Annotated in this window: 11 protein-coding genes; 7 read left to right on the top strand and 4 right to left on the bottom strand. The window is 45.6% G+C overall.

Annotated features, from left to right (window positions below):
• On the top strand, nt 1–186 hold a 186-nt coding region (locus TW84_RS24960; protein WP_205622496.1), incomplete at its 5' end, for a hypothetical protein.
• 40 nt (nt 187–226) lie between these two features.
• Here TW84_RS24960 and TW84_RS15290 read toward each other — a convergent pair.
• Nucleotides 227–745: an NUDIX hydrolase gene (locus TW84_RS15290; protein WP_045976490.1), complete on the bottom strand. Its 519-nt coding sequence runs from the start codon at nt 743–745 to the stop codon at nt 227–229.
• A gap of 59 nt (nt 746–804) precedes the next feature.
• Complete coding sequence (locus tag TW84_RS15285; RefSeq protein WP_045976489.1) at nt 805–2,442, bottom strand: methyl-accepting chemotaxis protein; 1,638 nt, start codon at nt 2,440–2,442, stop codon at nt 805–807.
• Nucleotides 2,443–2,751: 309 nt separating this feature from the next.
• On the opposite strand from TW84_RS15285, the gene TW84_RS15280 reads away from it, so the two are divergent.
• The gene (locus TW84_RS15280; protein ID WP_045976488.1) at nt 2,752–3,750 is read left to right on the top strand and encodes a 2-hydroxyacid dehydrogenase; all 999 of its coding nucleotides are present in this window, start codon (nt 2,752–2,754) and stop codon (nt 3,748–3,750) included.
• A gap of 36 nt (nt 3,751–3,786) precedes the next feature.
• Here the strand turns inward: TW84_RS15280 and TW84_RS15275 are convergent, their stop codons facing one another.
• Nucleotides 3,787–6,147 carry an ATP-binding protein gene (locus tag TW84_RS15275; protein WP_045976487.1) on the bottom strand — a complete coding sequence of 787 codons (2,361 nt, stop codon included), beginning with the start codon at nt 6,145–6,147 and terminating at the stop codon, nt 3,787–3,789.
• A 214-nt stretch (nt 6,148–6,361) separates the two neighbouring features.
• On the opposite strand from TW84_RS15275, the gene TW84_RS15270 reads away from it, so the two are divergent.
• Both TW84_RS15270 and TW84_RS15265 read left to right on the top strand, forming a co-directional pair.
• A complete protein-coding gene (locus TW84_RS15270; protein WP_045976486.1) occupies nt 6,362–6,856 on the top strand; it encodes a hypothetical protein in 495 nt (164 codons plus the stop codon).
• Nucleotides 6,857–6,870: 14 nt separating this feature from the next.
• Nucleotides 6,871–8,493, top strand: a complete 1,623-nt coding sequence (locus tag TW84_RS15265; protein ID WP_045976485.1) for an ABC transporter ATP-binding protein — start codon at nt 6,871–6,873, stop codon at nt 8,491–8,493.
• A gap of 66 nt (nt 8,494–8,559) precedes the next feature.
• On the opposite strand, the gene TW84_RS15260 is transcribed toward TW84_RS15265, so the two are convergent.
• A complete protein-coding gene (locus tag TW84_RS15260) occupies nt 8,560–9,459 on the bottom strand; it encodes a LysR family transcriptional regulator (RefSeq protein ID WP_045976484.1) in 900 nt (299 codons plus the stop codon).
• Between the two features lie 167 nt (nt 9,460–9,626).
• On the opposite strand from TW84_RS15260, the gene TW84_RS15255 reads away from it, so the two are divergent.
• The 3 genes from TW84_RS15255 (at nt 9,627) to TW84_RS15245 (ending at nt 13,608) form a co-directional block, all read left to right on the top strand.
• Entirely contained in the window at nt 9,627–11,318 is a 1,692-nt protein-coding gene (locus tag TW84_RS15255; protein ID WP_045976483.1) for an L-lactate permease, read from the top strand.
• A 140-nt stretch (nt 11,319–11,458) separates the two neighbouring features.
• Entirely contained in the window at nt 11,459–12,598 is a 1,140-nt protein-coding gene (gene lldD / locus TW84_RS15250) for an FMN-dependent L-lactate dehydrogenase LldD (RefSeq protein ID WP_045976482.1), read from the top strand.
• A 221-nt stretch (nt 12,599–12,819) separates the two neighbouring features.
• On the top strand, nt 12,820–13,608 hold the full coding sequence (locus TW84_RS15245) for a PhzF family phenazine biosynthesis protein (RefSeq protein ID WP_045976481.1): 789 nt from the start codon (nt 12,820–12,822) through the stop codon (nt 13,606–13,608).
• Nucleotides 13,609–13,712 lie beyond the last annotated feature (104 nt).

Here is a 13,712-nt window from a genome sequence, read left to right as displayed (position 1 = left end):
GTACGCGCCAAAGGTACGCGACTGTCCGCAAAGGTACGCAGCGAATTTAAGGTCATTTGGAACATCAGCAATCAGAATGGGAGGGAAAGCCCACTAGGGCTGACGCACTGCAATGGTGGCTCAGTCGGGCATGATCTCAGAGCTATCATTGTGCCGATGTTATTCCCGACTCATTTAATCAATTAATTAAGTATTAAACCCACTAAGGCAGTGAGCTCAATACGGTTTAGAGCATTTCTTTAGCAATCATGTGTAGCAAAAACGTTTCACGCTCAATGCTCATGCCTTTTTTCGGGCTCTCCGCCATCGTTTTTTCATTGTGAGCAATGGCTTGATGAATATTCATCCAGACCGCCTTCATACCGTTGTTAATTTCGTAGTCTTCGTAAGCGGTTTCACCTAATTCACGATCGACTTTGCAAGTGTAACAATATGAATGCATGTGAATGACATCCGCATCGTCTTTGTACCAAGGACGGAATTCTTCATAGATTCCATATGGCTTGATATTGTGAATATTTTGCGCTCCGGTTTCTTCCTGCAGCTCACGTACCATACCGGCAATCACATCTTCACCCTCATCAATACCTCCGCCAGGAATGGTGTAATCATGATAACGTTCGGTATACAAAAGAAGAATATCTTCACCATCAACGACAATCGCTCTTGCCGCATTGCGTTGGAAAACAGTTTTATCGTCTAAGGGACCAATATCAGGGTGAATGGCAGTTTTGAGATGTCGCATGAAATCGTCGTCATTAAAAAATGTGTCGCGATTCTACCATATCACCCTGCTGTCTCAAGCTAAGCAAGCTTAAAGCGATTTATCATTGCCATCAAATCATCCGACACTCGCCCAAGCTCCTTACTAGAACTGGCCATTTGTGCCGACTCCCCAGAGACGGTCGATGCCATATCACTCAGACTCACAACATTGCGATTGATATCATTCACCGTCACCGTCTGCTCTTCTGCAGCGGTGGCGATGTGCTGATTCATGTCCTCAATCGTATGAACTTCTTTGTTGATCTTGTTCAGAGCCTCACCAGCTTGACTCGATAGCTGTGATGCGTTGGTGGCTTTTGCTGTGCCTTCATCCATGACTTTCACCACATTTTCAGCGCCGATCTGCAGTTTCTCAACAATATTTTGAATCTCCAAAGTAGACTCGTGGGTGCGAAGTGAGAGGCTTCTTACTTCATCAGCCACCACCGCAAAGCCGCGCCCTTGTTCACCTGCCCTTGCTGCTTCAATGGCTGCGTTCAGCGCGAGTAAATTGGTTTGCTCGGCGACACCTCGAATCACTTCAAGTACGGTGTCAACATTGCGCGCATCAGAAGCAAGCTTCTGTACAACCTGACTCGCAGACTGGATTTGCGCCGCAAGCTCATTAGCACCTTCAACGTTTCTGTCAATGATCGTACGGCTGTGATTGGCTTCTTGTGCAGCTAAACGACTCGCATCATTCGCTTCCACAGTGCGAGCCGCCACCTCTTCAACCGTTGCTAGCATTTCAGTCATTGCCGTCGCGAGCATATCCACATCGCTTTGTTGTTGGTTGAGGCTGTTGTCGATATGATGAACGGAAGTAGAAAGTTGATTCGCTGCGCTCGAAACCTGACTACCTGAATCGCTGATGCTGAGCATGATTCCCTGAACGGAAGCCACAAACTGGTTGAAATACCGAGCCAAAAGCCTCAATTCTTTGCTGCCTTCTTCAGGCAACCTTTGTGTCAGATCACCCTCCCCCTTGGAAAGGGTCTGCATAGCACGAACCGTACGCTTAATTGGAGATGTGATGGTTTTAATGAAAAAGCCAATGGCAATGGAAAGTCCTAAAAGAATACTGATCGCATAGCCCGCGGATGCAACTTCAGAACGATGCATATCAGCTTGAAGTGCAACCATATTCATTCCCGAGCCAATCATCCAACCCCATGGTTGGAAAATCAACGCATAACTGGTTTTAGGATCCAATGCCTCACTGTCTGGATTCTTCCAGCTATAGTCGACAAAACCACCGCCACTATGAGCGACTTGGTAAAGTTCCTGAACAAAGAATTTACCTTCACTGTCCTTCAGCCCAAGAATATTTTTGCCGAGCAAAGACAGTACGCCACTGGCTAACTGCACACCATCAGCATCACCGACAAAGATATAGTTGTCACCATCAAAACGCATGGAGGAAATGGTCTGTAACGCTCGGCCTTGAGCCTCACTTTCTGAAATTTGACCCGACTGATAGAGTTGATAGTAGTGTTTCGCGACACCTGAAGCGGATTCGACCAGAGTCGAAACACCTCGCTCATAGTTTTCGCGCATGTGTTCACGGGACTCCGCAATGTTGAGGAGAGTATTCGCAAATAAACCAATAGCAAACAAGCCTAATATAGACCACGCTCGTGCTGCTATGGACACTTCAGAAAGCTTTTGTTTAATCATATCCATATTTCCTAGCCAAAGAACAAAATCCCATTTGCTCTTAGCTTCACCTTTATTTAAGTAGATGATTAATAAGCCAAGAGCTATTTAATTTATAAATACCACTTTAGCAGCAAAAAAGTGATCTTGAGATGAAAATTGAGCAAATTTTGCTCGCAAAACTATTAGTAACAAAAGAGTCACTGTAAACATTTGAGCAATATAAGCGTTTCAAACTCCATATAAAATTTATGGTTTAATTTTTCTTGGAATCACGGTTCAATAGAGGCTGTTCTATTTCCTCCCGTAATATTTTGAGAGAGGCCTACCATGTTAGATGTCGCGGTGTTTAGCGCTAAGTCTTATGACGAAGCGTCGTTCGCTAAAGTAAACAAGCAGTATGGATTTGAACTCCATTTCCATGAGTTTCAGTTAACCAAAAAGACCGCCAAAATGGCCCACGATTGCGAGGTGGTTTGTGCGTTTGTTAACGATGATTTATCTGCACCTGTATTAGAAGTACTGGCAGAGCAAGGGGTAAAACTGATTGCAATGCGCTGCGCAGGTTTTGATCGCGTGGATTTAGATGCAGCTAAGCGACTTGGCCTTCAGGTGGTTCGTGTACCCGCTTATTCACCAGAATCTGTCGCAGAGCATACGGTTGGTCTAATGATGAGCCTGAACCGACGTTTCCATAAAGCCTACCAACGTACCCGAGATGCAAATTTCTCATTGGACGGTTTAGTTGGTTTTAACTTTCATGGTAAGACTGTGGGCGTGATTGGTACAGGTAAGATTGGCATCGCGACTATGCGTATCCTAAAAGGCCTGGGCATGAACATACTTTGCTTTGATCCATTTGAGAACCCTATCGCCATCGAACTGGGAGCGCGTTACTGTTCAAAACAAGAGTTATTTGAAAAAAGTGACATCATTACCCTGCACTGCCCAATGTCAGAAGAAAACTACCATCTTCTGGATGAAAAAGCATTCAGCCAGATGAAAGACCGCGTTATGATCATCAACACAAGTCGTGGAGGATTGCTGGATGCCGCTGCTGCCATCGAAGCATTAAAAACTGGACGGATTGGAGCCCTGGGACTGGATGTTTATGAAAATGAGAAAGAGCTCTTTTTCCGAGACAAATCCAATGACGTCATTGTCGATGATGTCTTTCGTCGCTTGTCCGCTTGTCACAATGTCCTCTTCACAGGGCACCAAGCTTTCCTCACCGAGGAAGCGCTCGGCAACATCGCTGATACTACCTTAGGTAACATTGACGCTTTCGGAAAAAACCGCGCTTCTGGTAATGAGCTGGTGGAACGATAGGATGAAAAAGGGCTTTCAGATGAAAGCCCTTTTGAGTTATTTCCTTAATGCATTGAGCTTGGCTTGAGCAATGCCAAATACCGTATCGATTGGATAGCTACCCTCATCACTTGGTTCACCAGCAGGTCTACCCATAAACAATTCGATGGCCTCAGTCACGTGGTCAATCGCCCAGATTTGAAACTCACCTCGTTCAACCGCCTTGACAACGTCAGGGCGTAGCATGAGGTTATGCATGTTGGCTCTTGGTATGATCACACCTTGGTTCTCGCTACGACCTTTAATTGAGCACACATCGAAGAAACCCTCAATTTTCTCGTTAACACCACCAATAGGCTGCGCTTCACCAAATTGGTTCATTGAACCAGTAATGGCGATGTCTTGTCGGTTCGCTTGTTTAGAGAAGGCTGATACGACCGCACAAAACTCGGCCATACTTGCGCTATCACCGTCGACGCCGCCATAGGACTGCTCGAAAGTGATGGTTGTGGTTAATGGTACTTTCGCCGTCTTGCCAAAAACCGAAGAAAGGTAAGCGGTCAATATCATCACACCTTTGGAGTGAATGCTACCACCTAAGTCGACGCTGCGTTCAATGTCGATCACTTCACCGCCACCATAGCAAGTCGTCGCCGTGATACGGTTTGGTGCACCGAACATGTACTCACTGGTGCTCAACACAGATAGCGCGTTGACCTGACCAATCGCTTCTCCTTCCGTTTGGAGCAAGGTCGTTCCGTTAATAAATCCTTCCATCACACTGTCTTTGAGACGACTGACTCGCATCTCCTGATTGGCCAGAGCCTCTTCAACATGACTAGAACGAATCATGTTCGAATTGGCCTGACGAGCAACGTAATTGGATTCTCGGATCAGGTTTGCGATATTGGCTGAGTGCAATGATAGCTTAGTCTGGTCACCTGACAGCCGAGAACTATGCTCGATAATCCGTGCGATGGCCTTCTTATCACAATGGAGCATGTTGTTGTCGTTGACGACACTGGAAATAAAACGCGCATACTGCAGTTCAGACTGCGGGCTACGGGTCATTTCGTCTTCGAAGTCAGCCGTTACACGGAACAGCTCACTAAACTCCGGATCGTAATGTTGCAGCAATTGATAAGTACGATAATCACCAAACAGGATGATCTTTACATCCAATGGGATAGCTTCAGGGTCAAGCGAAACCGCACCTGTTAACGTGACTTCTTTTTCGAGCGAGGTAAAGCTTAGTTTTCGAGCTCGCAGCGCACGCTTCAACCCATCCCAGACATAAGGTTGTTCAAGCACTTTTTGAGCATCCATCATGAGTACGCCGCCATTAGCTTTATGTAGGCTACCTGGGCGAATCAATGAGAAATCGGTAAATACGGTACCTTTGAAGGTGGCTGTTTCAATGTAACCAAACAAACTGTGATAGTTAGGGTTCTCTTCGACAACAATAGGGAATTCATCACCCTTACGGCTTACAAGTACGTTAACCTTATAGCGACGAGGCAGTTTCTTATCTAGAGATGCCGTAGCAACCTCTCCTTGCTCTGCACTTTGTTCGAGAAAAATATCCGCATTTTCAACAATATCTTGCTGGAGTTCTGTCAAATAAGCTTTTATTTCGGCGTAGCCAGAGTAGTCCTTTTTCAGCTGTTTGATGAAGTGAGTAATGACATCCAAGGTCACGTCGTCATTCAGCTTCTTGATTTTTTCACTGTACGCTTCTTCCCATTCCGTCAGCTGACGAACCATGTCTCTCAACTTGATTTCAAGCTCATCAATCGTAGAACCAAAATATTCTTGTTCTTTTTTAGTCAGTTCCTCAAAAGACTCCTCAGTATGCATCTCCTCACCATTCATAGCGACAAACTGGTAGTCACCCTGAGTCGTAATCGTGAGACTGATGCCTTTGGTTTTGGCTTCTTTGGTGATGACGGCTAACTCTGCTTCCTGTTTTTGCGCTAACTGGTTTTTAAGCTTATCAGCTCGACTGTAGTAGAGCTCATTATCGAATGCGAGAGGGATCGCATTGACTAATTTTGACATCAGTTTTTCGATGTCTTGCTTGAGTTGGCTGCCAATTCCACAGGGGAGTGCCAGTACTTTAGGTGTCCTGATATCCTCGAAATTTGCCACATAACACCAATCATAAAGTGCTTTCGCATCATGCTGGTGGCGATTGAGATAACGCAAAATCATTGTTCGCTTGCCAAGGCCGTTCTGGCCAATAGCATAGATGTTGTAGCCTTTCTCCTTAATGGACATAGCGAACTCTACTGCCTTTTGAGCACGTTCTTGACCGACGATTTCGTCAATGGGTGCCAGCTCTTTTGTAGACTTACTCGGTAGCATTTCCAGCTCCGCAGCATGATACAGCTGGCTCATTTCTAGCCGTTGAATTGCCATCTTTCTTTCCTTATTGTTGTTTTCCATCAACTCTATAACGACTTAGTGTAGGCCAGTTTTGGTTATATTTTAGTGACTTAGGCAGTATTAGAGTTCAACTGGCTAAATATCCACCAATTATGCTGACAAATATCATTTAAATGATAATTGTTTGCAATAGATAATAAATTGCATTTAAATATGCCTTGTTACGATTTTGGTGGAGTAATTGAACATGGATCTACAACAGTGCTGGACACATTACCTAAAAGCTGAACAGTTATTAGAACAAGGTCATTGGCCAGAGGCGCACTACTTGTACGATCAAGTTCTGCATCATTTACCGACGCATATTCAAAGCGCGCTAAAGGATGACCAAACCAAACCTTGCCAATTCAGCTGTTTATTGACTGGCTTACGAGATGCTGCTGTCTCTCAATCAGAGATCCTCAACAAGATGGGTCAGCATCAAAATGCCTTCGATTTGCTCAATCAAAGTTATGCTTTGCTGCAGTTTATGTCGATTGAATCTGCAGAATTGGTTCAGGCTACCCACCACATTCTTGCGAAAAACTGTGAGGATCTTTTGCGCCATATGGGCGCGTTTTGTAGTGCTCAACGTAATGCTCAGTGGATGTTAGAATTTCAACAAGTTCAAAAGGCTCATCACCACTTTTCAGCATTGAAGAGCTATGGCAATGCAACGGAAAGCTCGCATCAAATAAATTAAAACAAGGAATGCAAATGTCACAGATGCCAATTCTAGAAGTGAAAAACCTTTCAGTAAGCTTTACAACCAACGACGGTATTGTAGACGCAGTAAAGGATGTTAACTTTGAACTCTTTCAGGGGGAAACACTCGCTATCGTAGGTGAATCCGGTAGCGGTAAGTCCGTTTCGACTAATGCTCTGATGCAGTTACTACCAAATAACGCCATTGTTCACTCTCAGTCCAGCATCATTTTTGAGGGTGAGCAACTGGTCGATAAAGCCGAAAGAGAGATGCAGTCCATTCGCGGCGACCGCATTGGTATGATTTTTCAGGAACCAATGACGTCTCTCAACCCGTTCATGCGAGTGGGTATTCAGGTGGCGGAAGCCATCATGTGTCATCGTCCAGTCTCGCGTTCTCAGGCTAAACAAAAAGTACTTGAACTGTTTAATCTGGTTCACCTTCCAAATCCAGAGCAGGCGTACACTAAGTATCCGCATGAATTCTCAGGCGGTCAGTTGCAACGTATTATGATTGCGATGGCATTGATCAACGAACCTGACATTCTTATTGCTGATGAACCAACTACTGCGCTTGATGTAACAGTACAAGCAGAAGTGCTGAATCTAATTAAAGAGATTCAGGCTAAGATGGGCATGGCTATTTTGTTCATTACACATGACTTAGGGGTCGTAAAACACCTTGCTGACCGAGTCATCGTTATGTGTAAAGGCGATGTGGTTGAGGAAGGACAGTGCCAGGCCTTGTTTAACCATCCTCAGCATGATTACACAAAGATGTTGATCAACTCGATTCCAAAAGGCAGTAAAGATCCGGTAGAAGTTGGCGCACCGCCATTACTTAAAGCCGATAACATTCGCGTCAAATTCCTCATAAAGTCTCATTTTATTCAGAGCAAAAATGAGTACTTTGAAGCGGTTAAGGGTATCTCCCTGGAGCTTAAGCAAGGTGAAACTTTGGGTATTGTTGGAGAATCAGGATCAGGAAAATCGACGCTTGGCCGCGCACTTATCGGCCTGTTACCTTGTACAGGTGGGATTGAATTTAAAGGTCAGGATGTTAAGGCGCTAAGTGAAAAAGAACGCTTTGCGCTTAAGAAAGACATTCAGATGGTGTTCCAAGACCCTTATGGTTCTCTATCTCCACGTATGACCGTCGGCGACATCATTACTGAAGGTCTAACCGTGCATCAGCCTCAGATGGGCCGTGCTGAACGCATGCAGCGCGCTCGCAAAGCATTGGAAGAAGTGAGACTCGACCCTCACTCAATCAACCGTTACCCACATGAGTTCTCTGGTGGTCAGCGTCAGCGTATCGCCATTGCTCGTGCTTTGATCCTAGAACCGTCATTCATTCTGTTGGATGAACCGACGTCTGCACTCGACCGCTCGGTACAGTTGACCGTTATCGACCTGCTTAAAGATATTCAGAAAAAGCACAACATTGGTTTCCTGTTCATCAGCCATGACTTGAGCGTAGTGAAAGCACTTTCTGATCGAGTACTCGTGATGCAGAAAGGCGAAGTGATGGAAGAAGGCACCGCCGATGACATCTTCCACTCTCCGAAAAATGACTACACTAAGATGCTTATCGATGCGTCTTTCGATTTAGACGAAGAGATCGTCGCAGCTTAGTAAGCAGAAACACATTGGTTTGGCCGCCAATCAAAGCCGATGCATGGACGCATCGGCTTTTTTCTCTTAGAAATAGTGAGAAATAGCCAAGTAGCGCGCCCGAATGTGCTCAATTAGCAGCTTAACTTTATTGGGCGGTTGACGAGTAAACGGATAGACTGCGTAAATTCCCAACCGCTTGCCGACCAATTCTGGAAACAGATCCACCAATTGACCGTTGCGAATGTCGTGATAAACCAAACATCGTGGTACGTATGCAATCCCATGCCCGCCCATTGCTGCTTTTCTTAGTGCCGTCGCATTATCCGTCGAGAAGGAGCCGGACACCTTGACCGTATAGTTCCCTGCCTCAGATTTAAATTCCCACTCGGAGGCGCCTGTTGTTTGATAGGCGTATTGCAGGCAGTTGTGGGTAACAAGATCTTCGGGCTGGATCGGTTTTCCATTCCGCGCAATGTAAGAAGGTGATGCACAAACCACCCATTGAGAATCAAGAATATGTCGAGCAATAAGACTCGAATCTTCAAGGTAGCCCGTCCGGATCACAAGATCATACCCGCCTTCTACAAGATCAACAAAGCGATTATCGAGAGACATATCGACCGTTAAGCCTGGATGCAAGTTGCAAAATTCTGCCACTGCATCAGCCAAAATCAGGTCGCCAGAAATTGAGGGCACCGACATTTTGATGTGACCGCTGATATTCTCACCAAATCCCGATACTGCATCCATCGCTTCCTGAGCGGCTTGCTTCACATTTTTCGCGCCGTGGGTCAGTGCCTTACCAGCCTCCGTTAACGTCAATTTACGCGTAGTTCGATATAATAATTGAACGCCAATTGCTTCTTCTAATCGAGCTATTCTTTTGCTAACTACCGAATTTGTAAGGTTATTTATCTCTGCCACCTTACTAAAACTACCCAGTTCTACCACCTGAGAAAATAAAATTATATCGTCCGCACGCATATCATTATGTCATTTTTGGAATTAATTATTTTCATTATTTCCCTATATCAATAAAAAATAAAGGGGTAAATTCACCTCGAATTAACACAAATATCACAATTATAAAATCTAAGAGATTCCAGAGAATCCTGATTTGTAAAAGTAAAAGCCTGTACGAGGATGTACCAATGAGTGAAACCTTACTGGCCTTAGTGGCCTTTTCGCCGATAGTGGTTGCGGCTATATTATTAGTCGGTCTCAACTGGCCAGCGAAACGCGCGATGCCTGTTGCTTTCGGATTGACAGTAGTAATTGCCCTGTTCTGTTGGGATATGTCTACTGCCCGAGTTCTTGCCTCCATTTTTCAGGGACTGGGCATCACTGTCTCTGTACTGTGGATTGTCTTCGGTGCCATTTTCCTGCTCAACACACTAAAACACACTGGTGCGATATCAACCATCCGCAATGGATTTACCAATATCTCGCCAGACCGTCGAGTTCAGGCGATCATCATCGCTTGGTGTTTTGGCTCATTCATTGAGGGCGCCTCTGGTTTTGGTACCCCAGCTGCCATTGCGGCGCCGCTTCTTGTCGCTATTGGTTTTCCAGCCCTTGCCGCGGTTCTAATGGGAATGATGATTCAATCTACGCCAGTGTCTTTCGGTGCAGTGGGAACCCCAATTATTGTTGGTGTGAACAAAGGCCTAGACACACACAATATTACTGAAGCGCTTGTGACTAACGGCTCAAACTGGGACGCCTATCTTCAGCAAATTACCTCAAGCGTGGCACTTATCCATGCCTGTGTTGGCACCCTAATCCCGGTACTGATGGCGATGATGTTAACACGCTTCTTTGGTAAGAATAGAAGCTGGACAGAGGGCCTAGATATCATTCCATTTGCTCTTTTTGCAGGACTCGCCTTCACCATTCCTTACGCGTTAACCGGCGTGTTCTTGGGTGCGGAGTTCCCATCACTCATCGGTGGTCTGGTTGGTTTAACCATTGTGGTTTCTGCAGCTAAACGGGGGTTCCTAGTGCCCAACACCACTTGGGACTTTGAAGACGAGAAAAAATGGCCAGCAGAATGGTTAGGCTCTCTGAAGATTGATCTCACAGACCCTAAAGACAAGCCAATGAGCATGGTTATGGCTTGGCTACCGTATGTGCTTCTGGCTGTCGTTCTAGTTGCTAGTCGTGTCAGTGCTGAGTTTAAGGCTATACTGCGCGGCGTGAGTTTATCGTTTGGTAACATTCTTGGCGAGGCTGGTATCAGTACCGCTATCCAACCTTTATACCTACCGGGTGGACTCTTAGTGTTTGTCGCTTTGCTAGCAGTACTTCTTCAAGCACGCAGTACTGCCCCATTGGCGAAAGCGTTTGGTGAATCGAGCAAAACATTGATTGGTGCAGGATTCGTACTTGTGTTTACTATCCCTATGGTGCGTATCTTTATCAACTCTGGAGTCAACGGTGCTGATTTAGCCAGCATGCCTGTGACTACCGCAAACTTCGCTGCAGGTTTGGTTGGTGAAGCATTCCCTGCGCTCAGCGCAACAGTGGGGGCTTTGGGTGCATTCATCGCCGGCTCAAATACCGTCTCTAACATGATGTTTAGCCAGTTCCAATTTGAAGTAGCCCAAACGTTATCTATTTCAAGTGCCGTCGTTGTCGCTCTGCAGGCCGTCGGTGCAGCATCAGGCAATATGATAGCTATTCATAACGTCGTTGCCGCTTCCGCAACCGTTGGCCTTCTAGGTCGTGAAGGTGCAACACTACGTAAAACCATTATCCCAACATTCTACTATCTTGTAATGACGGGACTTATTGGTTTAGTGGCCATTTACGGTATCCAAGTTACCGATGCCCTAATGCAATAAGCTTTTTAGGTTAATACCCATCCCTTGCGAGACCAGCCACTCGTGTCGAATCACTGAGGGTATTAACGCCTTGTTAATCTATTACAGATGTCGTTCTTGCCTTATTTAGGCCCCCAATATGTAAATGTAGGACTGAATTTATGATCATCTCGGCTTCAACAGACTACCGTAAAGCGGCTAAATCGAAACTTCCGCCGTTCTTGTTCCACTATATTGATGGTGGTTCCTATGGCGAGCACACATTGCGACGCAATACCGAAGATCTCGCGGATATCGCGTTAAAACAACGTGTGCTCAAAAATATGTCTGACCTGGATCTAGAAACCGAAATCTTTGGTGAAAAATTCGCTCTGCCAATTGCGCTCTCTCCAGTCGGACTGACTGGCATGTATGCGAGACGTGGTGAAGTACAGGCCGCTATGGCCGCAGAAAACAAGGGCATCCCATTTACGATGTCGACCGTGTCTGTCTGCCCTATTGAAGAAGTCACCCCAAAGCTGGCACGACCAATGTGGTTTCAGCTCTACGTGTTAAAGGACCGTGGATTTATGAAAAACGTGCTTGAGCGCGCGAAAGCAGCCGGAGTCACAACCCTTGTCTTTACGGTTGATATGCCAGTGCCGGGAGCGCGCTATCGTGACATGCATTCTGGTATGAGCGGATCAAATGCTGCAATGCGCAGAGTCTTTCAAGCGATGCGTCATCCTTCTTGGGCATTCGATGTCGGCCTGTTTGGGAAACCACACGATCTAGGCAATATTTCAACCTACCGCGGTGAGCCAACCAAGCTCGAAGACTATATTGGCTGGTTAGGTGAAAATTTTGATCCTTCCATCTCGTGGCAAGACCTAGAGTGGATCCGTGACTTCTGGGATGGCCCCATGGTCATCAAAGGAATTCTGGATGAGCAGGATGCAAAAGATGCCGTTAAATTTGGTGCTGATGGCATTGTGGTTTCCAACCACGGCGGTCGCCAGTTAGATGGCGTGATGTCGTCGGTTAAAGCATTGCCGAGCATAGCTGATGCAGTAAAAGGTGATCTGAAGATCTTTGTTGATTCTGGTATTCGTACTGGCCTGGATGTAGTCAGAATGCTCGCCTTGGGTGCAGATTGCGCCATGCTAGGCCGTTCTTACATTTATGCACTTGCCGCACAGGGACAGGCAGGTGTAGAAAACCTTCTCGACCTCTACGAAAAGGAAATGCGCGTTGCCATGACTCTGACTGGTGCACAAAACATTAACCAACTCAATCAAGATTCTTTGGTGCGGTTTGCGTAAAAAAACTCGTCGTGGTCCGATGGAAATCATTCGGGCCACAACGCCTTTCTCTAATTCCAGCCTATAATTTCAAGTTCCCTCTACTAATTCATTGAACGAAATGCAACAAAAGCATTATTCTGTGTGAATCTATTCTCAATGAGAAACTGTACACCGTTACAATGCATTGTCTTTATGAATACCATTAAAAAAACAAATTCAAACAACGTATGGAGATAGATATGGAACTGGATATGTTCACCTGTGACGCATTTACAACACAGCGTTTCAAAGGTAACTCCGCAGCAGTTGTTCCTTTGACCGACTGGCTCAGCGACGAAACAATGCAAAATATCGCAACAGAAAACAACCTTTCTGAAACCGCGTTTATTAAACCGACTGGTGCTAACCAATACGAAATTCGCTGGTTCTCACCTAAAGCCGAAGTTGATTTCTGCGGTCACGCTACACTCGCTTCATCCTTTGTCCTTTATCAATTTTTTGAGACTAGTGGCACTATCGAGTTTGAGACTCGACAAGTGGGTAAGCTCAAAGTAGAAAAAGATCTTTCAGGTAGAATATTGATGACATTTCCCATCAAGGAACCAGTAGAATGTGACATTCCTCCTGCATTGTATGAATCGGTCTCTATCTGCCCAAACAAAGTCCTTAAAAGCCAGCAGGCCTACTTTGCTATCTATGAGAACGAACACGATATCAGGGAACTCAATGTGCGTAGAGAGCATCTGGAATCGCTCACTCCATTTGATCTGGTGGTCACCGCTCAAGGAACAGAGTACGATTTTGTATCTCGTTATTTCTGGCCAGATGTCGGTGATTGCGAGGATCCAGTGACAGGGTCAATTCATGCTGGGCTAGCCCCTTATTGGTCCAAGCAACTCGGCAAAACCCACCTAAAAGCTTACCAAGCATCAAAACGTGGAGGCATCTTGTATTGTCACATCGAAGAGAGTGAGGTCATTGTTTCTGGCGACGCCGTATTATACTCGCGCAGTAAAATCTACATTTAAGTCTGTGTGTAAGGCAGGCTAGATAGCCTGCTTTTTTAAGTCACTCGCTCAAAAACAACTCTACAAGCCACCGCACCTGTCTACTGCATTGTTACTCTCCAGCG

This window comes from Vibrio neptunius (assembly GCF_000967495.1).
Lineage (GTDB): Bacteria > Pseudomonadota > Gammaproteobacteria > Enterobacterales > Vibrionaceae > Vibrio > Vibrio neptunius.
The sequence above is the reverse complement of the archived record's forward strand: the minus strand, read 5'-3'. Positions and strand labels throughout refer to the sequence as shown.

Bases quoted from the DNA above. Each gene is read 5' to 3' on its own strand.
- TW84_RS15290 (WP_045976490.1), bottom strand. From the start codon at position 745: ATGCGACATCTCAAAACTGCCATTCACCCTGATATTGGTCCCTTAGAC.
- TW84_RS15285 (WP_045976489.1), bottom strand. From the start codon at position 2,442: ATGATTAAACAAAAGCTTTCTGAAGTGTCCATAGCAGCACGAGCGTGG.
- TW84_RS15280 (WP_045976488.1), top strand. From the start codon at position 2,752: ATGTTAGATGTCGCGGTGTTTAGCGCTAAGTCTTATGACGAAGCGTCG.
- TW84_RS15275 (WP_045976487.1), bottom strand. From the start codon at position 6,147: ATGGCAATTCAACGGCTAGAAATGAGCCAGCTGTATCATGCTGCGGAG.
- TW84_RS15270 (WP_045976486.1), top strand. From the start codon at position 6,362: ATGGATCTACAACAGTGCTGGACACATTACCTAAAAGCTGAACAGTTA.
- TW84_RS15265 (WP_045976485.1), top strand. From the start codon at position 6,871: ATGTCACAGATGCCAATTCTAGAAGTGAAAAACCTTTCAGTAAGCTTT.
- TW84_RS15260 (WP_045976484.1), bottom strand. From the start codon at position 9,459: ATGCGTGCGGACGATATAATTTTATTTTCTCAGGTGGTAGAACTGGGT.
- TW84_RS15255 (WP_045976483.1), top strand. From the start codon at position 9,627: ATGAGTGAAACCTTACTGGCCTTAGTGGCCTTTTCGCCGATAGTGGTT.
- lldD (WP_045976482.1), top strand. From the start codon at position 11,459: ATGATCATCTCGGCTTCAACAGACTACCGTAAAGCGGCTAAATCGAAA.
- TW84_RS15245 (WP_045976481.1), top strand. From the start codon at position 12,820: ATGGAACTGGATATGTTCACCTGTGACGCATTTACAACACAGCGTTTC.